We start from the raw sequence: 23,952 nt of genomic DNA on the forward strand, positions 1-23,952 counted from the left end.
TTTGAGGGGGATTTAGAGCATTGAGTAGTGAGAAAAATGAAATGGTGTTAATTTTAGATTTTGGTGGTCAATATAATCAATTAATCGCCAGACGGGTAAGAGAGTGCGGCGTGTATTGTGAAATAGTGCCTTATGATTACAGTATCGAAAAAATTCGGGCAAAAAACCCGAAAGGGATCATCCTTACAGGTGGCCCTAATAATGTGTATGCGGATGATTCGCCGAAAGCGGATGTAGAAGTATTTGAACTAGGAGTACCTGTACTTGGTATTTGTTACGGACATCAATTTATGGCGTACACTTTTGGTGGTAAAGTTGAAAATGCAGAAGTTGGGGAATACGGTAAAACGGCAGTTGAATTATTTCCTGAGCATAAACTTTTTGCTGGCATCGATGGAAAAAATCAATGCTGGATGAGCCATATGGATTTCGTTTCCGTTGCACCAGAAGGTTTTGCTGTGGCTTCTACGACAAAAGAATGTCCAGTCGCAGGCATGGTAAATGAGTCGAAAAATTTATATGGTGTACAATTCCATCCGGAAGTAGAGCACACACCATTTGGAAAAACAATGCTGATGAATTTCTTGTTTAAGATTTGTGATTTACAGGGTGATTGGAATATGTCGTCTTTTGCACAAGAAAAAATCGCTGAGATTAAAGAATTTGTTGGCGATAAAAAGGTGCTTTGCGCGTTGTCTGGCGGTGTAGATTCTTCTGTAGCTGCTGTACTTGTGCATAAAGCAGTAGGAAAACAATTAACTTGTGTCTTCGTCGATCATGGATTATTAAGGAAAGATGAAGGGGATCAAGTAGAAGCAATCTTTAGAAAACAATTTGATATGAACTTGATTCGTGTTAATGCAAAAGATCGTTTCCTTGGAAAACTTGCGGGTGTTTCTGATCCGGAAAGAAAACGTAAAATTATCGGGGAAGAATTTATTCGTGTTTTTGAAGAAGAGTCTAATAAGTTAGGGAAAATTGATTTTCTCGTACAAGGGACGATCTATCCAGATGTTGTTGAAAGTGGGACAAAGACTTCAGCGACAATTAAGAGTCATCATAATGTGGGCGGTTTACCGGAAGATATGGATTTACAACTTATTGAACCATTGCGTGAATTATTTAAAGATGAAGTACGTGCTGTCGGTGAGAAATTGGGGATTCCACATCATTTGGTATGGCGTCAACCGTTCCCAGGGCCAGGTCTTGCGATTCGTGTACTTGGTGAAATTACAGAAGAGAAATTATCGATTACGCGTGAAGCCGATGCAATTTTTAGAGAAGAAATCGCCAGTGCCGGCTTAGAGGGTAAGATATGGCAATACTTTGCTTGCCTGCCGAATATTCGTTCCGTTGGTGTAATGGGCGATGAAAGAACATATTGCCACACAGTAGCACTTCGCGCGGTTACCAGCTCGGATGGAATGACTTCTGATTGGGCGCATATCCCTTACGAGGTATTAGATAAAGTTTCTCGCCGTATTGTCAATGAAGTAAAAGGCGTTAATCGTATTGTTTATGATGTGACTTCAAAGCCACCATCTACAATTGAATGGGAATAAATGGAATTGTCGTGGGGCACTGCAATTTATCCGACAAAGGGCTAAAGTGCTTAGCCTGCCGACATAGAAAAAACGACCTTGCATTAAAGCTTTTCGAAGCTTGTGCAAGGTCCTTTTTTTATCCTCAACCTGCGTAAATACAGGGATTTCTGCTTGCTAAAAAGAGCGGTGACCATGGAGTGGCGGGCATAGCTAGCAAAGCCAGGGAGAATACAGGAAAATGCCCTTTGGAGAATAAATTGCAGTGCCCCAGGACATGGTGATATTTTCTTTTATGCTTTTGGGGAAAAAGCATATTGCTGTGATTTTCATGAGTGTTGGCTTGAAACGCCCGTAATACGGGGCGAGAAAATATATTCATGATGTCCTGTTTCCCAAAAAACGAATCTCCAATTTCCCCAAAACCGCCCATTTTCATTTTGGGGGCGAGTTTTTGGGAAAATGGAGTCAAGCAGCAGAGCGTTCCTAATATGGAGGTTTTGCAAAGGTGAGGAAGAAAAATTTTAAAGGTCGTTGTGAAAAACGTGTCATTGTCAAGTGCAATGAAATATGTAGGATATGTGATTACTGTATGATCAAGACAGCCGAAACTAATCCTATTAATAAAGATAGACTTGCATTTGTGAAGATGGAGTTTGTTAAGAAATGTTAAGGTTCATGTGGATGAGGGCAGAATGGATACATAACTAAGAAAAAATGACCGTTCCTGATTTTTGGGACGGTCATTTTGATTTATGATATACTGAAGATAGAGGTGTTTACATGGAAATTTCAATTACATATATCTTAGATTTGATGCTTAAATATGGAACGTTAATCGTAACTATCATCATTGGAGTATGGGCAAGACACAAATTTAATAAACAGCATGATTTTAATAAAGATGTTGAATTTCTGAAGTCACAGCTTGTGCAAAATCAAGCAATCTTGAATTCGACTATTAACTCTTTTGCTTCTGAAAGGCAGGCTTCGCAAGAACGAAGGATTATGGGTGTTGATGCTATTTGGAAAGAAGTAATTGATATTCGGCAAAAGCATTCAGCTGTTACATTCTTTTACTCGATTTTGTTTCCAGATGAATATAATAAGGAACTCAAGAATCACCCAATAGTAGATTTAGATGAAATCGAAATTGTTCTTAGAGAATTATCTAAAAATAATTTGGAAGTACATAGACCGTTTATAGGTGAAAAATTATGGTTTTTATTTTGGACCTATAGAGCGTTTCAAGGTCGTGTAACATACCGTTTTATTGAAGCTTCTAAAAAAAGTAATATTCAAGATTGGCGTGACGATAAAGGATCTATTGAACACTTAAGTAATGTTTTAAAAAAAGATGAATTGATTTATGTGAAAAAGTATAGTCCGCTTGGTTCATTGACGATTGCAATTAATTTGATTGAATATAAGATATTGGAAGAAATAAATTTGTTGATTTCAGGGGAAAAAGCTGCAGAGAACAGTTACAAAAATGCTATTAAGTTCGCAGAGGCATCAATCCATGATGTCAAGTGATTATTTGTCAAAGAAAGAGGGGGTGATACTTAAATGTCAATTACGGATGTTTTAGCAATTATTGGTGCTTTTTCAGGGGTTAGTTCAATTTGTTGAAATATTTATCAGTGGCGACAAAGTAAGGCAAGGTTAAAAATATCGGCTTCAGTTAAGTACCTTAATCCAAGGTCAATTAAGGGTGGAAAATATTCTTGTTGTAAAAATGGTTAATGCGGGCAAGAAGCCTATAAATATAGAAAATATTGGTGGGAAAACAACGAAGTCTGAAATTTCTATTTGTCCAGTTAATTTGCCAGTGATGTTAGATGAATCAAAAACTCATAGAGAAATTCATAAAACAACAATTGCTGAAATGGCTAAAAGGAATGAATTACTTCTTGAAATATATGTAGTTGATTCATTGGGGAAACATTGGAATGTTAGTGACGATGATATAGTTAAAATTAATTTTCATGTGGATAAATTACGACGGGGTGATTCTATACATTATTGTTAATTTATCATAAAGGTATATAGTGTATCTAAAAAATAGTATTTATAGTAGTTTAAATTACAATTTTTTATGTGAAATAAAGTCGAAAAACATGTAGAGGTGGAATGCATATGTTGTTTTTAAATGTACCTTTTCATCAAAAAGATGAAGCAAAAGCGCTTGGAGCTAAGTGGAATGCTCAAGCTAGAAAGTGGTATATACCAGATGAATTGAATATTGAAAAATTTGGCAAGTGGTTGTTGTTAATTGAGCTTGTACCTGAAACTGCTTGGTATAAAAATTTACGATCAGAATTAACAAAGGAAGAATGGGAAAACGTTAAACGAAAAACTTTTATGGCAGCAAATTACACTTGTGAAATTTGCGGTGGAAAAGGTCCTAATCATCCAGTTGAGTGTCATGAGGTGTGGAAATACGATATTGAGACTGGGGTACAAACTCTAATTAGGACGATTGCATTGTGTCCAGCTTGTCATGAGGTCAAACATTTTGGACGAGCTAATATTAAAGGCAGATTTAAGGTTGCTATGGCGCATTTAATGAAGGTGAATAATTGGAATGAGGATACTGGAAATTGGCATTTTGATAAGTGTGGAGAAGAATGGTTACAACGGAATGAAATTGACTGGGTATTGGATGCAAGGTGGTTACTAGATTTTATAGATTTGTCTGAGGAAACGAAACAAACTATTTTGGATCATGCGGAGGGGTTATATTTGTTAGGTGAAAACTCCGATTCATACAGCGCTGCCGATCGTTGGGCTCTTTTAACAGGAGAGTAAATTTAGAATACATAAGTATTTAAATGTATGTACAGGGAGTATGACGAGTGGAAAAAGAAGAATTCATAAGTAAAGCAAAAGAGCTTGGCTATACGGATGAAATGATTAATGAACATATCAAATTGAATGAAGAAGCTGAAAAACAAGGAATAAAAGTTCCTTGGGAATTTGGTCTTGTAGAATTACCTATTAATGATTAAAGATGTCTTAGTCCTTTACTTATTGATGTATTTTGTTATAATATGTCTATAGGTGTTACCATAAAACGGTAGGCGGTTAATATTGCCCCCGAAAGGGGGTATGCCCATGAATGAGACGAATGTAACATTGTTGCTTTTTATTGTTCTTGTGGTACTTATACAAAAAAAAGTAACCGCCCCTAGCTACCAACTGAAGTGAACCCCTTTTGTTAGACAAAAAAGTCTAATGAAAGGGGTATTTTTATGCCAAAGAGAATATATACTACAGAATTAAAGATGAAAATAGTGCAACGTTATCTAAAAGGTGATATTGGACTCAAATCACTTTCTAATGAGTATCATGTGAATAGAGGAGATATTCAAAAATGGGTAGCAGCGTATAAAGAACATGGCATTGATGGTCTTTGTACAACTCATAGAACTTATACTGGTGATTTTAAGGTTTCTGTCGTAGAATATATGCATAATACAGGTACATCAATTCGCCAAACTGCTGCACATTTTAATATTCCATCTCATCCATCCATAAGCACATGGGAGCGTATTTACTATGAGAAAGGCAAAGATGCTCTGTATGAAGAACGCAGAGGAAGATCAAGTAAAATGGGAATAAAAAAACAAAGTAAAAACATTGAAAAGAATGAAGATCTTTTATTAGAAGTCCAGAGACTTCGCATGGAGAATGAATACCTAAAAAAATTGAATGCCTTAATTCAAAAGCGGGAAAAATCGGAGAAACCGATAAAGTAGCTGTCATAACGGAATTAAGGCACAAATATAAGCTGACAGCATTATTAGAACTAGTTAAGATTCCACGCAGCACATACTATTATTATTTGAAAAAATCAAATGAACCTGATAAATATAAAATAATAAAAGATCAAATCATAGCTATTTATCATGAAAATCAAGGTAGATATGGATATCTTAGAATCACAACCGAATTAATAAATAGAGGGCATAAAATCAATCATAAAACAGTGCAACGTTTAATGAAAGTGTTGAAAATTAAATGTATGGTAAGACTCAAGAAATATCGTTCTTATAAGGGTGAAACTGGGAGAATTGCCCCCAACCTTATCCAGAGAAATTTTAAAACTGATGCACCAAATCAGAAGTGGACAACAGATGTAACGGAATTTTCGTTATTTGGCACTAAATTATATCTGTCACCGATTTTGGATATGTATAATAGCGAAGTCATAAGTTATAACATTAGTCAAAGGCCTGTATTAGGACAAGTGATGGATATGCTAGATAAAGCTTTTGCAAAGATTCCAAATAATACAAATCTTATATTTCATTCTGATCAAGGATGGCAATATCAACACAAACATTATCAAAAAAGGCTTAGAGAGAAAGGGATAATCCAAAGTATGTCTCGAAAAGGAAACTGCTTGGACAATTCAATTATGGAAAATTTCTTTGGGTTACTTAAGTCAGAGCTTTTATATTTGAGAAAATTTAGTTCTATAGAGGAATTTAAAGTTGAATTAGAAAAATATATAGATTACTATAATACTAAACGAATTAAGAGTAAATTAAAAGGACTGAGTCCTGTTCAATACAGGCTTCAATCCTCATTAGTTGCATAATTTATTTTTTGTCTAACTTTTTGGGGTCAGATCATTTTCCACTTTTGAACGACGCTCCTTCGTTTTAAGTTTCAAAGCATCAGGACCAGCAATTCTAAAATCATTTACCCATCTGGCAAGCAGTGTAGGATTATTCATTCCGACACTCAAAGCTAACTCCTGATATGAAACTTCTGTTGTTAAATATGACTCTACCATATGAAGTTTAAAATCAAAAGAATAAGTTTTATTTTTTCGAGATCTCATTAATCCATCAGAACCCATTTTTTGATAAGCATTTACCCATTTCCTTACCATAACCTCATTCACTATCGAATATTTTTTTGCCAAATATTTGTATCCACCTTCGCCAGATAAGTATGCCTGGACAACCTTTTGCTTAAGTTCAAAACTATACTTTGCCATGAAAAAACAGACCCCCTTAAATTAGATTTTTAGGTCTAACTTATGGGGGTCTGTTCAAAAAATCCCAGTCCTTTACTTATTGGCGTATTTTGCTATAATATGTTTATAGGTGTTGCCATAAAACGGTAGGCGGTTAAACTTGCCCCCGAAAGGGGGTATGCCCATGAATGAGACGAATGTGACCTTGGTACTTTTTATCATTCTTGTGGTAATTTTACAAAAAAAGTAAGCCGCCCCCAGTGACCAAACTAAGGCGGCTTACTTTTTACCTACTTATGTTGGGGCTGACCGCTTATCGGTAGCACCTTATTTATACATTTATTATAACCATAATTTTATAAAATATCAAATGGAACTTAAATTCAATAAATTTTAAATATAGTGTATCAAAATAACACGGTAAATTATAAAAAGAATGGTTGGGGCGTGAAGTTCCAGTAAAATAACATAGGGTATAGGATGAGCGGTATCTTTTAGTTGAATCATTACATAACATAGTACAAGGGGACGTATAAATGGATGGGAATAATAAGACATATGCATTGTTGCTGACGGCGGTTTTGATTTGGGGAATTCAACCGATCTTCATAAAATTTTTAGTTCATGACTGGTCGCCGGTTATGATTACTTGTGGCCGATTTTTCTTGTTTAGTATTATCGTGTTCGCAGTGCTTTACTTACGGCACGATCCGGGATTGATACCGCCGCAAGAGTGCTGGCTGCCATTTATTTTCATGGGATTCAGCTTGTTTATTAATAATGTAGCGCAGTTCACTGGACTGCAATATTCAACGGTTATAAATTGTACGTTGATAGCAGCTACTACACCTGTAGTTACAGCGTTGATGGCAGCTGTATTTTTGCGGGAACGGCTCAATGTTTTCGCATGGCTGGGTATCGTTATTTCTTTTGCTGGTGTCATAACGATTATAAGTCATGGCTCTTTAAATATTATTTTAGGACTGGATTTTGCTTATGGAGATATATTGTTTTTTATCAGCCAATTTTCCTGGACGATTTATTCTTTACTGGGAGTTCGGGTGATGAAACATATATCTGTTATGGCGGTCACTGCCTGGTCTGGTTTGAGTGCATCGGTACTTACATTATGTTATGGACTGTTGACACACCAAGTAAGTGTTCCGGTATTTGCACCAGTTTCATTGGCTTCTTTTCTCTACACTGTTGTGTTTGGCGGCGTTTTAGCGCAGATATTTTGGAATGGTGGCGTAAAAAATGCTGGCCCTAGTCTGACTTCTATTTTTACAAATATTATGCCGCTTGTAGGTATGATCGGCGGCGTTGCGTTTTTGGGAGAAATGATCAGTATGGTGGAAATCGGTGGAGCATTGGCAATTTTCGCTGGTGTCTATTTGATGACGCATAGTGAAAGTTTGGGGCAGGCAAGATGTTAAAACAATATATTTGTTTAAGAATTTTATAAAAGGTTTTTACCATGGGGATGTTGTAATAAGATTGCAGCATCCTCCTTTTAATTTTCCGTATCTAAATTTTTACTAAACTACGTTTTATAGAATAATTTAGATGCTTAAAAGAGGAAGATTCGAATTTTGTTTATCTTATATTTTGCATAGTATTAGCCATATTTATTTAAAATAGATAAATCGAAGCATGCAAATTATCCTATAGGGATGATGAAAAAAGAAACAAAGAGAAGTAAAATAAAAGAAGAAATGCGATAAAAGTAAAGTCTTAGAAAATTTTGTATGGTAATAGGTCAAAAGGAGTGTTAGTTATTATGAGTGAGCAAGAGATTGTATTAGTAGACAAAGAAGATTTGCATAAGTTGATTAAGCGTAAGGTGATGAAAGCTGGTTTACCAGAAGATCATGCACAAGAACTTGCAAATCACCTTACCTATGCAGATAGTAGAGGCGTACACTCACATGGAGCAGTACGTGTGGAATATTATTCAGAGCGGATTTCTAAGGGCGGTAGTAATGTAAAACCTGATTTTTCTTTTAAAAAGACAGGACCGTGCACAGGGATTTATGAAGGTGATAATGCAATCGGCATGGTTGTAGCGAAAAATGGGATGCTTGAGGCGATTCAAATGGCCAAAGAAAATGGAATTGGCCTTGTTGGTATGCGTAATCTAGGTCATTGCGGAACACTTTCCTATTTTCTTAGAATGGCTACAGAAGAAAATATGATTGCGATGTCAATGTGTCAATCTGATCCTATGGTCGTGCCATATGGATCTGCAGATCCATATTTTGGAACAAATCCGATTGGATTTGCCGTACCTTGTGCTGGACATGCTCCAATTGTATTTGATATGGCCACTACGGTTGGTGCTTGGGGGAAAATTTTAGATTCTAGGGCAAAAAACAAAGCAATTCCTGAAACTTGGGCTGTTGATAAAGAGGGGCATCCTACGACAGATCCATTTGCAGTTGGCGGCCTTTTAGCGATTGCAGGTCCAAAAGGTTATGGACTTATGATGATGGTAGATATTTTATGCGGATCTTTACTTGGTGTTCCATTTGGACAACATGTTAGTTCGATGTATGCGGATCTTTCAGCTGGACGCGGTCTGGGACAGATTCATTTAGTGATCAATCCAGATTATTTCTCCTCGGCTGAGGCATTAAAAAATAATGTACGCAAGATGGTAGACGAACTTCATGGTCTTCGTCCTGCAGCTGGCTTTGATAAAGTTATGGTACCGGGCGAATCTTCTGAAGATAAAGCAGAAGCGTATGAGAAGAACGGAATTCCAATTGTAAAAGAAATATATGATTATCTTGTAAGCGACGATGTGCATTATAACCGTTACGATGGGAAAAGTGCATTTGCTTCAGAGAAATGAGATAAAGAGGTAGCGTGTAAAGGGTCTCAATAGATTGTGAGATCCTTTACTTTTGTCTTAAGCAAGTATGATAGTCAAACTTAAGGAAAAGGATGAGGAATATGCTTACTTTACAAAAGAATGGTTTTGGTATTAAAACGAAATTAATTTTAGCTTTTGCCGTAATTTTATTGATCCCTAGTTTATGTATTGGGTGGTTTGCCTATAAAACTGCATACGATAGAGTTGAAGAAACGATGCTGGGGAATGCAAACGAAAGTGTAGTTATGTTGGATCATATATTAAATCAAGTGATCGTTGATACGCAAAAAAATGTGGATTTTATGGCTTCAAGGATTGCACTTGGTGGCGTAGGTGCTACACAAGGCGATGAGGATCCAATGATTAGAACGATGTTGGATGCTTATAAAAAGACACATGCAGACGTAGAGCTTGCTTCTGTTGGTACGGATAAGGGCGTGTATATGAATTCTCCGGCGAGTGCTGTAAATCCAGCGGGTTATGATCCAAGAAAACGCCCATGGTATACAATGGCATCTGAGAATAGAAATAAACCAACCGTGATTAATCCTTATATTTCTAGCAATAGCGGACAAGTTGTAGTTACAATATCACAAACGGTAAGTGATCAGCATGGTGTCGTTTCTATCAGCCTTTCTCTGCAAGAGTTAGCCAGAATTACAAATGGAATTAAGGTTGGTAAAGAAGGCTATGCATATATTTTAGATAAAAACGGCAATGTATTGGTACATCCGACGCTGAAACCGGGAACGAAAGCAGAAGGCGCTATTTTTGAAGAAATGATGAAGCAGAAAAAAGGGATTATGCATTATGAAGCAGACGGTCAAAAAAGATTGGCATTTCTTACAACCAATGAACAAACGGGATGGTTGATTGGTAGCACGATGGCTGAGTCTGAAATTATTGCCGCTGCAAGACCGATTTTAATAGGAACTTTGAGTGTTGTATTGCTCTTTGTTGTGATTGGCAGCGTGATTACATATTTTGTTACGAGATCTATTACAAGACCATTGCAAATATTGGTCAATGCTTCAGAACAGATTAGCAATGGCGATTTGCGCGTCAATATTCCAATTGTATCTCAAGATGAATTTGGTAAGTTGAGCATAAGTTTTAATAAAATGAGTGATTCTCTGCGTGCTTTCCTTAAACAGATGCAACAGACTGGTGAGCAATTGTCGGCATCAAGTGAACAGCTTTCTGCGAGCTCTAATGAATCGGCGCAGGCGTCTACGCAAGTGGCTGGTTCCATTACAGATGTTGCACATAGTGTAGAATTGCAATTGAATGCAATCAATGATACTTCTAGTACAATAAAAGATATGTCCCAAAATATTGAGCAAGCAGCTGTTACAACAAAATTGGTATTCAAGGAGTCCACAAACGCGACCGAAAAAGCTGCTGCTGGTGGAAAAACAATTGAAGAGGCTATCCAGCAGATGGCACAAATTGAGCAAACGGTCATTACTTCGGCGCAAGTGGTCGAAAAGTTAGGTGACCGTTCAAAAGAAATTGGTCAAATCGTCGATACAATTTCGGGTATTGCAGGACAGACAAATCTTTTAGCCTTGAATGCAGCGATTGAAGCTGCACGTGCTGGGGAGCAAGGAAGAGGCTTTGCTGTAGTAGCCGATGAGGTAAGAAAACTTGCTGAACAGTCACAAGCCGCGGCTAAACAAATTGCAAGCTTAATTAATGAAATTCAAAACGATACGGATCAAGCCGTTATTACGATGAATGATGGTACCAGAGAAGTTAAAAAAGGTGCTGATGTAGTTGATAGTGCCGGAAAAGCATTCCAGGAAATTGTACTGTTGATTTCACAGGTTTCAGAGAAAGTAAAAGGTTTTTCTGCAGCTACGGATCAATTATCGAACGGCAGTCAACAGATCGTGGATGCAATGAGCAGAATTGACGAGATGAGCAAAAAGGTTACAACGGAGGCTGAAATGGTATCTGCTGCAACAGAAGAACAATCCGCATCTATGCAAGAAATTGCTGCTGCCAGTCAGGTTTTATTGCAAGCTGCGCAAGCGCTTCAAAATGAAGTATATAAATTTAAAGTGTAGTATAAAATGAACGTGAAAAAGGGAATGGTGCATGTAACGATGCTGCCATTCCCTTTTTTTCGTTTTTAAGCTTGGAAATTTTCTAGCCACTGTATGATTTTTGCATAGGTTGATTTTCCTTCGGGATCTTCTAGATTTCGGTCGAAGTCATGCACATCTTTATAAACTGTGATAAGGTGTGCGTTTGGGATACGTTTGCTAAGTGCTTTGCTTATTCTGAAAGGAACATCAGGATCTAATGTTGCCGCAGCTAATAGGGTGGGGGGCAGAAGTTTCAATTGTTCTTCATCCAATGAATAGGCTGCAGAACTTTCTTTGCCACAAAGCAGGTTTATCCATGTCCCATCTTGACGCGCTTTAATATAAAGTGAAAAACGTAGATGCATTGGCCCGTAAGTAATGGGGGAATCCGCAATGATTTTTTCTATGGCGGCATCCGAAATGGTGCCTAGTTTGTTATAGTGCTTACTCGGTGTAGAAAATTCAATTTCGTCAAGTCGTGTATAACCATATAAACTTATGATTGCCAACGGTAAAACGGCTTTGTTTTGTAGTAATAAAGTATAGAGCATAAAACAGAGATAAGCGCCTGCTGATCTGCCAAATAAAATGTAATGCTGATTGGTGAGTCCAAGCCGTATAGTTTTGTTTTCCAGGTAATAAGCAAGTGCAGCAAAAGAAGAATCTAAAATTAGTTTTAAATTGGCTTCCGGGGCGAATGGATAATCTAAAGCCAGCAGATCATAACCTGCTTCCAAATACATATGGATATAAACTTCCGGCAGATCATCTCTCGTTCCATAAAGCAATCCACCACCATGGAAATAGAGAACAGTTATATTTTTACGGTTCTTTTCTGCCTTATATAAATCCATGTTTAAGTTTATATTCTCTTTCGTTGTAAAACTAAAAGTTTCGGGTTTATTCACTAAGTTTTCTCCCGTCAATTAATTTAAATATTCTTGAAGATATTTGAATTTGGAGTAGTTCTTCCGGATTTAAAAAATCTATATTTAATAAGTTCTTTATTTTTTCAATTCTGTATCTTACTGTTTTTGGATGAAGAAAAAGTTTCTCAGATGTCAGATTATAGCTTTGATTGGTATCTAGAAATGTTTTTAGTGTTTCAAATAATAATGGATATTCATTTCTAAAACGAATTGTTTTTGGTGATATAAAACTTTTGAGATTGTCCAGACTTTTTGGATCTAGGAAAAGCTTGTAGATTCCCAGTTCTTCATAAGGCAGTATTTTATTGGTGTTATGAAATAATCGCAGAACTTTTTGGGTATCTAAAACTTCGCGGTTCGCGTTAAAAATGCTTGCTTTTTCTACCTTGGAGCTAATGCTTACATAATAATAGAATTCTTTAAATAAGTTGTGCTCCGTTAAGTCATTCATTATTTTTTCAATCACGTCTGTAGTAAAGCCGGATTGGCTATGATTTAGGTTGAGAATAAATACGACGCGATCTAATTTTTCGAGAAACACAATATCGCGGAAGCAGGATTTGAACTTTATTCTAATTTGTCTTAGTGTTTTAGAAATAAAATTCGCACTTAGAATTTTACTCTCATCACGCTGCTGCAAACTTACCAATGTGATTTGATACATAGCATAACGATGTAAATTCAGGGATTCTAAAACTTCGTCGACATCTTTTTTTTCATACAAACGTCCATTCAGAAGATCATTGATAATATTATTTTTTTGATGAAATAAATTTTGCGAGATTACATAATTCCTCAATAATTCTAGTTGTAAAAATTTAACGGCATTTTCTATGACCATAAAATCTTCCGGACTAATTTGTTCTAATAGTTCATGAATAACTAATTCATAATCGTAATAGCCTAAATGCGGGATACGGACGCGGAGTTGATTGCCAGTAATTTTAGGATTGGTATGATGATACATGACTTTTTTACGTTCATATTCAAAATGCATGTAATCTTTTGTAGCAACTTCACTTGTACTGAGTATTGTTATCGTTGAAAGCTGCGCGTTTGTCGTAATTTCCGTTCCTTTTGTTGCATTGATCAGGCTTACATCACGCAAGATCATTTTTTTAAATTCAGCTAAAATTTTGTCCATAGAAGGCATTTTTAATGCCAGGCTGGTTAATTCACTGTGCACTTCATAATACTTATTTAGAAGGTTTACATTATTGTTGATGATAGGTCCTAAAATCTCAAGAATGATGGATTCATACTTAACATCTTTATTTATCTGGATTAATGGAATCAAGTGCTTGTTACAAAGATCAATGATGATGTTTGGTATCTGAGAAACCAACCGGTCAATTTTCATTATAATTGCACTGATTTCTAAATTATGGAGCTTTTCGAAGAATGCACCTAATTCATGATCATTCAAATTTTGCAAGGCAAAAAAACTGGTAATAATCACTTCACCAGAGCGTCCCCAATTTGTTATATCCGTTGCCTCAAGTATGTTGACACCTGTTATTTCATTTAAAAGTTGATTTTTACCAGCTAGCAATTTTGCTTTTTGAAAGGAATTCATTTTTAATAAATCTTTGATGTTCAAAGCCATACTCCTTTCTCCATTATGTATAAAAAAAACGTATTTTTTATAAGTTTTATACCAATGATAATGAAAAAAAATCATGATATAATGACGATGATTTTAGATTTAACACAATATTAACATAATAAAGGAGACTTGGAAATGCTATATACGGTAATTAAGAAAAATAATTATCAAGATTCGATCAATCTTATGTTACTTACAAATTCAATTAATACCCTGCATGGTATCACAAAATGTTCAATTATGATGGGAACTGATGCCAATAAGGATATTCTTAAAAATAGTGGACTTCTTACCGTTGAGGCTGAAAGCGCAGCACCAAGTGATATGATCATTGTCTTAGAAACAGCGGATGAAAAAAATGTTGAGAATGTTTTGGCTGAGACAGATAAATTTTTAAATGACCTAGCGGTTAAGAAAAAGAAAAACAGCGTTGAAAGTGTAACAAGCATCGAAGCGGCGATTGAAGAATTGCCGGATGCCAATGTAGCATTATTTTCTATTCCAGGCGAATATGCAGCCGATGAGATTGAAAAAGCGCTTGACCAAGGTTTACATGTATTTTCCTTTACCGATAATATTTCTATAGAAGATGAAGTCAGACTTAAGAAAAAAGCACATGAAAAAGGACTTTTATTGATGGGGCCTGACTGTGGAACAGGCATCATCTCCAGTATTCCGATCGCGTTTACCAATGTAGTAAGACCAGGCAATATTGGTATTGTTGGCGCTTCCGGTACGGGAATTCAGGAAGTAACTACAATCATTGACCGACTTGGGGGTGGCGTTGTTCATGCGATCGGAACAGGTGGACGTGATTTAAGTGAAGCAGTTAATGCGACGACCGTTCGTGATGTAATTTTAGGTCTTGAACAACATGATCCTACGGATGTAATCGTTGTTATTTCCAAACCTCCGGCACCGGCAGTTAGAAATGAAATTGTAGAGTTATTACAAAATGTCAGCAAGCCTGTAGTCGCGATATTCTTGGGTGAGAAACCGGAGCAGCATGAAGGCAATGTGTATTTAGCACATACCTTGGAAGAAGCTGCGATGATTGCGGTGGATCTTGCGCAAAACTTACCGGTAAAACCGAATTATATGGAAGCAATCGAATATGAAGTGAAAAATCCGTTGCCTACAGAAAAAACGGTAAAAGGCTTGTATTCAGGCGGTACGCTTGCTGCTGAAGCAGGCATGTTGATCGCCGAGGCACTCGAACTTGGAAAATTATCAAAAAAAGAAGGCTATATACTGAACACAAATGGATATGAAGTCATGGATTTAGGCGATGATATCTATACGCAAGGAAAGCCACATCCGATGATTGATCCAGAAGTTAGAATCAATAAAATCAAAGAATATGCAAAAGATGCCAATACGGGTGTTATCCTCTTTGATTGCGTATTAGGGTATGGTTCGCATCCTGATATGGCCGGTGTGTTATCAGAAGCTATTAAAGGAGCTATAGAAACTGCAAAAAATGATGGAAGAGAGCTTCATTTTGTTGCAACGGTCTGCGGAACGGAATATGATCCACAAAGTTATCAAAAATCAATAAAAACATTGCAAGAAGCCGGTGTATTGGTGGCCCAAAGTAATGCAAAAGCAGTTAGACTTGCCCTCAAATTAAAGGGAATAGAAGTTAAAGAAGCTGACAAATACGTAGTAGAAAGAAAAGTAGAAAAGAAAGCCTTACCAAAAGCCAGCGAAAGCATCATGGATCTTTTAAACTCTAAACCTCGTATTGTAAATATCGGACTTAGCAGTTTTACAGAATCTATTTTGGCATATGGTGGAAGTACCGTACAGTACGATTGGAAACCAGCGGCAGGTGGAAATAAAAAACTGATTAAAATTTTGAATCAACTTTCTAAGATGGAAGAAATAGAACAAAGCAATCAAGAAGTCATTGACAAAATGAAGAGCTCACAGCCTTTCTTGGTTGACGTAGTTCCGGCAAAATCAGTGATTGAAGCTTTAAATGATAAAGTGTTGCTTCACGCAGGTCCGCCAATTGAATATAAAAATATGACGGGTCCGATGAAAGGATCTTGTATTGGTGCAGTGTTGTTTGAAGGCTGGGCCGAAGATGAAGCGAGTGCGAAGGCTTTACTAGAAAGTGGAGCAGTCAAATTTACGCCATGCCACCATGTAAATGCAGTAGGTCCTATGGGCGGCATCACTTCAGGGAATATGCCGGTATTCGTTGTGAATAACAAGCTGGATGGTTCAGTTGCTTATTGCATCATGAATGAGGGAATCGGCAAAGTGCTTAGATTCGGTGCTTATTCCGAAGAAGTAATTACCAGATTAAAATGGATGAGAGATTCTTTGGCGCCGGTATTGTCTAAAGCGTTACAACGAAAAGAAGGTGGATTAAACATCAACGTTCTCATTGCAAAAGCAATTACAATGGGTGACGAGTTCCATCAAAGAAATATAGCAGCTTCGTTGATCTTCTTGAAAGAAATCACCCCATTCATCGTAGAACTTGATATAGACGAGAAAGAGAAGTACAGCGTAATAAAATTCTTGGCAGATACAGATCAATTCTTCTTAAATATTATGATGGCAGCAGGTAAATCCATCGTCGATTGTGCAAGAAAGGTTACGCGTGGTACGGTCGTTACGACCATGTCGAGAAATGGAGAAAATTTTGGTGTACGCATCAGCGGTATGGGGGATGAATGGTTTACTGCACCGGTTAATACACCAAATGGTTTATATTTTACAGGGTATGCAGAGACGGATGCGAATCCGGATATCGGCGACAGCGCAATCACAGAAACAGTTGGTGTCGGTGGTATGGCAATGGTAGCTGCGCCCGGCGTTACCAGGTTTGTCGGCGCAGGCGGTTTTGATGATGCATTAAAAGTTTCGAATGATATGGATAAGATTTGTATTGCAAATAACTCCAATTGGAGTATTCCTACTTGGGATTTCAAAGGTGCTTGCTTAGGCATTGATGCAAGAAAAGTAGTGGAAACTGGCATCGAGCCATTGATTAACACAGGAATTGCGCATAAAAATGCTGGCGTAGGTCAGATTGGAGCAGGAACTGTACGTGCACCGCTTGCTTGTTTTGAGAAAGCAATTGTTGCTTATGCTAAAAAACTAGGAATTTATGTTGAAGAAGACTAAACAACAGCAAAATAGAAAGGCAAAGAGTAATCTATTGCCTTTCTATTTAAAGGATTACTGCGTTGGTAAAGTGCACAGTAAATTTAATCAAGGGCTGAATTTGCAATTTGAGGATCGTCTGATTTATATCGGCCGCAGCGGAACGCCGTTATCTGCATTTGGATTCAATATAGAAGAAGAAAAATTGCTGCATATACTTAAAACTGTGAAAATTGATGATATGGTAATCCGGAAAGAGGATCATTTCATTTTTTATAGTTTTGCGGAAATTATAAAAATTTCTAGTGAAGAAGCAGAAGAAATTGATTTGAAAATTCCTCAAATAAAATGTAAGGCTGAAAAAATTTCTGATACTGCATTATATAAATACCTAACCAATATACAGTTTGAACAATCAATTGGCATTGAGTTGAATGAGAAAACGAAGAAATATGTAGTTTTGTTATCAACGTCTGATAAAGCCGATTTAAATTTAAATTTGGACATCATAAGATTTTTTACTGGCAGAGGTAAAGGATTGACGCCTAGTGGCGATGATATTCTCCTGGGATTTACGCTATGCATTCACTTATTTGGGGACTTCCCTCAGTGGAAACAAATGCTTGCATTTGCGGTTACCAATGAATCGACGACGATGATAAGTGTGGCATATCTTAATGCGTTATTGCAAGGGTATGTGAGTGAATCTTGTATACAGCTTGTAAAGTTATTAGATCATGGAGAAACAGAGCAAATACAAAAAAAGGTAGAACAAGTCAAGTCATTCGGACATACATCAGGAAGTGATACCTTGTTTGGATTTTTACTAGGATTAAATTTTTTAATACATCAATGGGAGGGATAATGCATGGACATTATGTTGAATGAAGTTCAAGAGACAATGGAATGGTTATCTTCAATTAGTGACGAACAAGGACCAGGCACGACACGGCTTTTGTATTCTCCAAGTTGGTTAAAGGCACAAAACGATTTGAAAGCGCGTTTTGAAAAATTAGGAATGGAATGTCATTTTGACGGTGTAGGCAATCTATACGCTACGTTAAAAGGAACGGAGTTTCCTGAAAAGACAATCGCTACAGGTTCTCATGTGGATACCGTTGTCAAAGGTGGAAAGCTGGATGGGCAACTTGGAATCTTCGGTGGGTATCTTGCAGTAAAACATTTGCTTGAAAATTTCGGTAAACCGAAAAAAAGTATTCAAATTATTTCGATGGCAGAGGAAGAAGGCTCTCGCTTCCCGTATGTTTTCTGGGGCAGTAAAAACATTTTTGGTCTGGCAAAAAAAGAAGAAGTCGAGTCGATCAAAGATGCGGATGGTATCGGTTTCGTGGAAGCTATGCGTAAATGTGGTTTTGATTTTATTGAGAGTCATAAAGAACGTACAGATATTGAAGCTTTTATTGAACTGCATATCGAACAAGGAAATTTCCTTGAAGAGGAAAATTACACAGTTGGCGTAGTAAACTCAATTGTTGGGCAGAAACGCTATAATATTACGCTCAAAGGTGAAGCTAACCATGCGGGTACGACACTCATGCGATATCGCAAGGACACCGTTGAATGTATGGCACGCATCATAACGCATTCGATTGATAAGGCAAAAGCTGTAGGGGATCCATTGGTCTTGACCTTTGGTAAAGTTGTACCAAAACCGAATACAGTGAATGTTGTTCCCGGTGAGACTTTATTTACGATGGATTGCCGGCATACAGATGAAACACTTCTGCAAGCTTTCACAACGGCACTTGAAGCTGATATGAAAGAAATCGCTGAAAAAAGCGGCATTGCAATTGAGATCGATAATTGGATGAATGAAAAACCTGTATCCATGGACAAAGAAGTTGTTGCAATTGTTGAACGCGTTTGCCAAGAGAAGAAAATGAACTATAAAGTAATGCATAGTGGTGCCGGTCATGATTCACAAATATTTGCACCGCGTGTTCCTACAGGCATGATCTTTGTTCCAAGTATCAAGGGGATTAGCCATAATCCAGCCGAGGACACGAAAGTCGAAGATCTTCGTGAAGGAATTAAAACGCTGGCTTATACGCTACACGAACTTGCTTATTAATATAAGTATGAAAGGATGTTTTTTATGAACACACAAGCCTTAACAAAATCATATCCGGAAAACTATTGGAAACGACTCGTATTTACGTTCTGCATGGGCTGGACAATTATCTGGATTTACAGAGCGATGCTTTCGCCGATTTATCCGGAAATTCAAGCTACAATAGGACAACAAACAAACGCTGCTATGGGTATTATTGCATCATGTTATTTTTTTGGTTACACGGCACTACAGATTCCGTCTGGTTATTTAGTTGATAAATTTGGGCAGAAGAAAGTCTTGATTCCCGGTTTTATCATTTTTGCTGCTGGTGTTTTCAGTATTGCGTCGGCAACATCCATTATGCCGATTTATATCGGAGCGGTATTAGCCGGTGTTGGTTGCGGAACGTATTATGGATCTGCTTTTTCCTTGACATCACAACATGTACCGCAGGAAAAGAAAGGTTTACAAACTGCAATTGTAAACAGTGGCTCTGCACTTGGGATGATTCTTGGTATGACGGGATCAAGTTATTTCGTTAAAACGATGGGATTGCCATGGCAGACTATGGTGATTATTTCTGGGTGTCTGTTGATCTTCCTTGTTTTATGGTTCTTCTTTGTTATCATTGAACCAAGTAAAGTTGCACCTTCAGCTGCAACGGCGAGCAATAAAGCAGAAGCATCTGCTGAGGTGGTAGAAGAATCTAAAGGTTCAATGTTCCGTCCTTCTTTGGTCACTTGCTATTTCTTGTATTTCACAACTTGCTATGCCTACTATATGATCGTAACTTGGCTGCCAAAATTTCTTGAAGCTGAACGTGGTATTACAGGTGGTATGATCGGTCTTACTGTATCGATGATTGCTGTGACTGCTGTACCGGGTGCTTTATATTTTGCCAACTTGTCAGATAAAAAACGTGGCAAGAAAGCGGCGATTATTCTTTTCCTTGAAATTGCTGCTTTTGTCTTGATCGCAGTTTCTATGTTTGTACCGGATACAACAAGCCTCGTTGTTGTTTTACTTTTATACGGTTTCTTAGGAAAAATGGCCGTAGATCCAGTTTTGATTTCCTATGTGTCTGACCAAGCTGATAAGAAAACGATGGCAACAACATTGGGAACTTTTAATTTCTTCGGAATGTCATCTTCTGTTGTAGCTCCTGCTCTTACGGGGTATATCATGGATCAAACTGGTTCAGGCGTGTGGGGCTTTTATCTTGGGGCTATTTTATTACTCATTGGTGCAGTTGTATTCTATATGACGAACTCCAGAACAAAGAGTCTAGATAAAGAAGGTGCTTCCGCGTGAGTTATCTGAATGATGTTGTCGGATATAGAAAAGACCTTTTACTCAATCGATCCATCGTTAAGAAAAATTATGCAGTGCTTGAGCCGGATGGTTTAGTGAAAAATGTGATTCCCGGTTTTGAAAATTGTGATGTTACGATTCTCGGATCGCCAAAACTGGGCGCTAGTTTCGTAGATTATCTTGTTACGATTCACGCCGTTGGAAAGAATGAATTAGGCTTTGGCGAGGCAGATATCGAAACTTTATTCTATTTAATAGAAGGCAGTTTGGAAGTGAAAGCTGATGAAGCGTCCTATTCCTTGGCTAAAGGGGGCTTTATTTACTGCCCGCCAGGTACGAAACTTTATTTTCAGAACAAAAGCGGTAAGGAAGTAAAAGCGTTTATGTATAAACGCCGTTATACACGATTAGAAGGAACTCAGCCGTATGTTGTTACAGGAAATACAGAAGATATGGAATGGACAATTTATGAGGGTATGGAGGATGTTTTAGTCAAAGACTTTTTACCAAAAGATTTGGCTTTTGACTGTAATTTTCATATTCTTAGTTTTAAACCGGGTGCATCACATGGCTATATTGAAACCCATGTGCAAGAACATGGTGCTTATTGCCTGAGCGGACAAGGCATGTATAATCTGGATAATGAATGGATTCCAGTGAAAAAAGGTGACTATATTTTTATGGGCGCGTATTGTTTACAGGCTTGCTATGCTGTGGGACGCGATGAATCTTTTGCATATGTCTATTCAAAAGATTGTAATCGTGATGCAATACTTTAAATTTGTCGAAGACAGGTAAGATAGATAAAGAGGAGAATCGAAATGGGCAAACAAGTCGTAATTGCTTTAGGCGGAAATGCGCTGGGCAACACTCCGATTGAGCAAAAAGAAGCAGTGATGGCTGCTGGAAAACATATTGTCAGTCTCGTTAAAGATGGCTATAAAATCGTTATTGTCCATGGGAACGGACCGCAAGTTGGCATGATTAATTTGGCGTTTGAACTTGCATATAAAGAGAATTCAAAAGTTTCCGCGATGCCATTTGCTGAATGTGCGGCGATGAGTCAAGGGTATATTGGATTTCATTTACAAAATGCTTTGCAAAATATGTTCGTTGAACAAGGGATGACGACACATGTTTCAACAGCAATTACGCAAGTGATTGTCGATCCGCACGATGCAGCTTTTGAGCATCCGACGAAACCAGTTGGACTTTTCTATTCAGAAGAAACAGCAAAAGAGATAGAAAAAGAACGCGGCTATACCTTTGTTGAGGATTCAGGAAGAGGATTTCGGCGTGTTGTTCCATCACCAGAACCGATTGATATTAAAGAAAAAGGAACGATTCGCTGCCTGATGGAAAATGGCGATCTTGTGATTGCCTGCGGCGGCGGCGGAATTCCTGTGTATCAGGAAAATGGTATGCTTCACAGTGTAGATGCGGTCATTGATAAAGATAAGGCGGCCGCGAAGCTTGCTGATGTTATCGATGCGGATACGTTTATTGTTTTGACTGCAGTACCTCGTGTTGCGATTCATTTTGGCAAACCGAATCAAAAATGGTTGTCGCGGATCACTGTAGATGAAGCTGAACAATATATAAAAGAAGGACATTTTGCGCCGGGTTCTATGTTGCCAAAAGTCGAAGCGGCAATTAAATTTATTAGAGCGGGAAAAGGCAGAGAAGCCATTATTACATCTTTAGAAAATGCCCATAAAGCAGTCACTGAGGGTGATGGAACAATTATCTGCTTAAGCTGAGATAAAAAAATCGTGGACAGACAGATCGCGGGTCGGTGATAAGCGCTCATCTGCGTCGTTACAGTAAGGTGCTGCTCGTCGACGTACATGAAGTACGACTCCTTCGGAACACCTACTGTGCCTAGCATCTGAACACTTCTCACCAACCGGCGGCCTATCTTCGTGCCAGTTTATAAGTGGAACGGAGTTAGTTTTATCGATTCATCGACAAAATATTTTATTTTGTCTGCAGTTTGGAGCCACCCGCTTTCATGGGTGGTTATCCTGCGGTATAGAGGATTTTTGACTTTGATAAAGAATTTCATAGAGAATGGTTTTCAATTAGAAAATTGTGCTGCATTATGCAAGCATTAAAATAGAGCCAATCGGCAGTAGAAAGGGATATGATACATGTATAAAGATCTTAACGTTACATTGCGTACTATTATGACACCAGGACCTGTTGAGGCGGACCCACGTGTGCTTAGAGCCATGTGTACGCCGATCGTAGGACAATTCGATCCAGAATTTACGAATATTATGAATCAAACAATGGAGATGTTAAGAGAAGTTTTTCAAACGAAAAATAAATGGGCTTTTCCGATTGACGGGACTTCTCGGGCAGGACTTGAAGCTGTACTTGCCAGTTTAATTGAACCTGGTGATGTAGTGCTAGTTCCGATTTATGGTAGATTTGGGCATCTGTTTGTGGAAATCGCACAAAGATATGGTGCAGAGGTTGTGACGATAGAAACGACTTGGGGACAAGTTTTTTCACCAGAAGTTGTGATTGAAGAAATTAAAAAAGTGAAGCCTAAAATTGTTGCTATGGTGCATGGTGAAACCTCAACCGGCTGCATGCAGCCATTGGCAGAAATCGGAGCTGCTTGTCGGGCTTTAGATATATTATTTGTAGTAGATGCTGTTGCAACGCTGGGCGGAACTGCTGTAAAAGTAGATGAATGGAACATTGATGCAGCGATTGGCGGTACACAAAAATGTTTATCTGTACCTTCGGGGATGGCACCGATCACGTTTAATGACAGAGTGGAAAAAATCCTATTGCAGCGTAAAAAAGTGGAACAAGGTTTAGTAGATCCAGCCGCAGGAAATGTTGTCCAAACTCGTTTAATCCGTAGCAATTATTTTGATCTTAGTCAATTGATGGATTATTGGAGCCCTGTTCGCTTAAATCATCATACAGAAGCCACTTCTATGATCTATGCATTGCGTGAAGGCCTAAGAATTGTATTGGAAGAAGGTCTTGAAAACAGATTTACCAGACATAAATTCCATGAAAAAGCACTTATCGCTGGGCTGAAAGCAATGGGACTTAACTTATATGGTGATGGAGCGAATAAATTGCCTGTAGTTACATCCGTTGAAATTCCGGAAGGCATTGACGGAGAATCTGTTCGGTCTATGTTATTACAAGATTTTGAAATTGAGATTGCAAGTTCATTTGGTCCATTGAAAGGAAAAATATGGCGTATTGGTACGATGGGGTATAGTTGCAGAAAGAAAAATATTTTGCATGTTCTTGGCGCATTAGAAGCCGTGTTATTAAGACATAAAGCAAACCTTCATGTAGGTTGTGCCGTCCAGGCTGCCCTTGATATTTATCAAGGTGAGCGAGATTAATGTAAAGAGAATATACGTGTTCATTATACAGTTATG

General features: G+C 37.8%; 19 protein-coding genes. 16 read left to right on the plus strand and 3 right to left on the minus strand.

The window, feature by feature from the left end; all coding sequences use genetic code 11:
* Positions 1-41: 41 nt before the first annotated feature.
* From guaA to BN6559_RS17705, 6 genes are all read left to right on the plus strand, one after another.
* Complete coding sequence (gene guaA, locus BN6559_RS17680) at positions 42-1,562, plus strand: glutamine-hydrolyzing GMP synthase (protein WP_110956458.1); 1,521 nt, start codon at positions 42-44, stop codon at positions 1,560-1,562.
* 762 nt (positions 1,563-2,324) lie between these two features.
* Positions 2,325-3,077, plus strand: a complete 753-nt coding sequence (locus BN6559_RS17690; RefSeq protein ID WP_110955964.1) for a hypothetical protein — start codon at positions 2,325-2,327, stop codon at positions 3,075-3,077.
* Between the two features lie 178 nt (positions 3,078-3,255).
* A complete protein-coding gene (locus BN6559_RS17695; RefSeq protein WP_110955965.1) occupies positions 3,256-3,573 on the plus strand; it encodes a hypothetical protein in 318 nt (105 codons plus the stop codon).
* Positions 3,574-3,680: 107 nt separating this feature from the next.
* The gene (locus tag BN6559_RS17700; RefSeq protein WP_110955966.1) at positions 3,681-4,352 is read left to right on the plus strand and encodes a DUF5710 domain-containing protein; all 672 of its coding nucleotides are present in this window, start codon (positions 3,681-3,683) and stop codon (positions 4,350-4,352) included.
* A gap of 47 nt (positions 4,353-4,399) precedes the next feature.
* Positions 4,400-4,552, plus strand: coding sequence for a hypothetical protein (locus BN6559_RS19430; RefSeq protein WP_199884123.1), 153 nt, complete (start codon positions 4,400-4,402; stop codon positions 4,550-4,552).
* Between the two features lie 243 nt (positions 4,553-4,795).
* Positions 4,796-6,147, plus strand: a protein-coding gene (locus BN6559_RS17705; RefSeq protein WP_110955967.1) for an IS3 family transposase whose coding sequence is annotated in 2 segments (ribosomal slippage) — positions 4,796-5,252 and positions 5,252-6,147 — 1,353 coding nt in all. Because the reading frame shifts where the segments join, the coding sequence is not laid out codon by codon here.
* A gap of 12 nt (positions 6,148-6,159) precedes the next feature.
* Here BN6559_RS17705 and BN6559_RS17710 read toward each other — a convergent pair.
* Complete coding sequence (locus tag BN6559_RS17710) at positions 6,160-6,552, minus strand: helix-turn-helix domain-containing protein (protein WP_110955968.1); 393 nt, start codon at positions 6,550-6,552, stop codon at positions 6,160-6,162.
* 515 nt (positions 6,553-7,067) lie between these two features.
* Between BN6559_RS17710 and BN6559_RS17715 the strand changes: the two genes are divergently transcribed.
* From BN6559_RS17715 to BN6559_RS17725, 3 genes are all read left to right on the plus strand, one after another.
* Positions 7,068-7,967, plus strand: coding sequence for a DMT family transporter (locus BN6559_RS17715; protein WP_110955969.1), 900 nt, complete (start codon positions 7,068-7,070; stop codon positions 7,965-7,967).
* A 344-nt stretch (positions 7,968-8,311) separates the two neighbouring features.
* Complete coding sequence (gene allD, locus BN6559_RS17720; protein ID WP_110955970.1) at positions 8,312-9,385, plus strand: ureidoglycolate dehydrogenase; 1,074 nt, start codon at positions 8,312-8,314, stop codon at positions 9,383-9,385.
* Positions 9,386-9,486: 101 nt separating this feature from the next.
* Complete coding sequence (locus BN6559_RS17725; RefSeq protein ID WP_199884124.1) at positions 9,487-11,475, plus strand: methyl-accepting chemotaxis protein; 1,989 nt, start codon at positions 9,487-9,489, stop codon at positions 11,473-11,475.
* A 65-nt stretch (positions 11,476-11,540) separates the two neighbouring features.
* On the opposite strand, the gene BN6559_RS17730 is transcribed toward BN6559_RS17725, so the two are convergent.
* A complete protein-coding gene (locus BN6559_RS17730; protein ID WP_110955972.1) occupies positions 11,541-12,404 on the minus strand; it encodes an alpha/beta hydrolase in 864 nt (287 codons plus the stop codon).
* Positions 12,397-14,031 carry a PucR family transcriptional regulator gene (locus tag BN6559_RS17735; protein ID WP_199884125.1) on the minus strand — a complete coding sequence of 545 codons (1,635 nt, stop codon included), beginning with the start codon at positions 14,029-14,031 and terminating at the stop codon, positions 12,397-12,399. The genes BN6559_RS17730 and BN6559_RS17735 overlap by 8 nt, the downstream gene beginning before the upstream one ends.
* Positions 14,032-14,166: 135 nt before the next feature.
* On the opposite strand from BN6559_RS17735, the gene fdrA reads away from it, so the two are divergent.
* The 7 genes from fdrA to BN6559_RS17770 all read left to right on the plus strand — a co-directional run bounded on the left by fdrA (position 14,167) and on the right by BN6559_RS17770 (position 23,916).
* The gene (gene fdrA / locus BN6559_RS17740; RefSeq protein ID WP_110955974.1) at positions 14,167-17,172 is read left to right on the plus strand and encodes a bifunctional FdrA/YlbE family protein; all 3,006 of its coding nucleotides are present in this window, start codon (positions 14,167-14,169) and stop codon (positions 17,170-17,172) included.
* Positions 17,156-18,016, plus strand: coding sequence for a DUF2877 domain-containing protein (locus BN6559_RS17745; RefSeq protein WP_110955975.1), 861 nt, complete (start codon positions 17,156-17,158; stop codon positions 18,014-18,016). Before fdrA ends, BN6559_RS17745 begins: the two co-directional genes overlap by 17 nt.
* Positions 18,017-18,019: 3 nt before the next feature.
* Positions 18,020-19,243, plus strand: a complete 1,224-nt coding sequence (gene allC / locus BN6559_RS17750; RefSeq protein ID WP_110955976.1) for an allantoate deiminase — start codon at positions 18,020-18,022, stop codon at positions 19,241-19,243.
* A 24-nt stretch (positions 19,244-19,267) separates the two neighbouring features.
* Entirely contained in the window at positions 19,268-20,536 is a 1,269-nt protein-coding gene (locus BN6559_RS17755) for an MFS transporter (protein WP_110955977.1), read from the plus strand.
* A complete protein-coding gene (gene allE, locus BN6559_RS17760) occupies positions 20,533-21,315 on the plus strand; it encodes a (S)-ureidoglycine aminohydrolase (RefSeq protein WP_110955978.1) in 783 nt (260 codons plus the stop codon). The genes BN6559_RS17755 and allE overlap by 4 nt, the downstream gene beginning before the upstream one ends.
* Positions 21,316-21,357: 42 nt before the next feature.
* Positions 21,358-22,296: a carbamate kinase gene (arcC, locus tag BN6559_RS17765; protein WP_110955979.1), complete on the plus strand. Its 939-nt coding sequence runs from the start codon at positions 21,358-21,360 to the stop codon at positions 22,294-22,296.
* Between the two features lie 390 nt (positions 22,297-22,686).
* Positions 22,687-23,916, plus strand: coding sequence for a pyridoxal-phosphate-dependent aminotransferase family protein (locus BN6559_RS17770; protein WP_110955980.1), 1,230 nt, complete (start codon positions 22,687-22,689; stop codon positions 23,914-23,916).
* Positions 23,917-23,952: the final 36 nt, after the last annotated feature.

It is taken from the genome of Massilibacillus massiliensis (assembly GCF_900086705.1).
GTDB lineage: Bacteria > Bacillota > Negativicutes > FLKF01 > FLKF01 > Massilibacillus > Massilibacillus massiliensis.

Excerpts from the sequence above, each read along its gene's own strand:
- guaA (WP_110956458.1), top strand. The coding sequence starts at position 42 with ATGGTGTTAATTTTAGATTTTGGTGGTCAATATAATCAATTAATCGCC.
- BN6559_RS17690 (WP_110955964.1), top strand. The coding sequence starts at position 2,325 with ATGGAAATTTCAATTACATATATCTTAGATTTGATGCTTAAATATGGA.
- BN6559_RS17700 (WP_110955966.1), top strand. The coding sequence starts at position 3,681 with ATGTTGTTTTTAAATGTACCTTTTCATCAAAAAGATGAAGCAAAAGCG.
- BN6559_RS17710 (WP_110955968.1), bottom strand. The coding sequence starts at position 6,552 with ATGGCAAAGTATAGTTTTGAACTTAAGCAAAAGGTTGTCCAGGCATAC.
- BN6559_RS17715 (WP_110955969.1), top strand. The coding sequence starts at position 7,068 with ATGGATGGGAATAATAAGACATATGCATTGTTGCTGACGGCGGTTTTG.
- allD (WP_110955970.1), top strand. The coding sequence starts at position 8,312 with ATGAGTGAGCAAGAGATTGTATTAGTAGACAAAGAAGATTTGCATAAG.
- BN6559_RS17725 (WP_199884124.1), top strand. The coding sequence starts at position 9,487 with ATGCTTACTTTACAAAAGAATGGTTTTGGTATTAAAACGAAATTAATT.
- BN6559_RS17735 (WP_199884125.1), bottom strand. The coding sequence starts at position 14,031 with ATGGCTTTGAACATCAAAGATTTATTAAAAATGAATTCCTTTCAAAAA.
- fdrA (WP_110955974.1), top strand. The coding sequence starts at position 14,167 with ATGCTATATACGGTAATTAAGAAAAATAATTATCAAGATTCGATCAAT.
- BN6559_RS17745 (WP_110955975.1), top strand. The coding sequence starts at position 17,156 with ATGTTGAAGAAGACTAAACAACAGCAAAATAGAAAGGCAAAGAGTAAT.
- allC (WP_110955976.1), top strand. The coding sequence starts at position 18,020 with ATGGACATTATGTTGAATGAAGTTCAAGAGACAATGGAATGGTTATCT.
- BN6559_RS17755 (WP_110955977.1), top strand. The coding sequence starts at position 19,268 with ATGAACACACAAGCCTTAACAAAATCATATCCGGAAAACTATTGGAAA.
- arcC (WP_110955979.1), top strand. The coding sequence starts at position 21,358 with ATGGGCAAACAAGTCGTAATTGCTTTAGGCGGAAATGCGCTGGGCAAC.
- BN6559_RS17770 (WP_110955980.1), top strand. The coding sequence starts at position 22,687 with ATGTATAAAGATCTTAACGTTACATTGCGTACTATTATGACACCAGGA.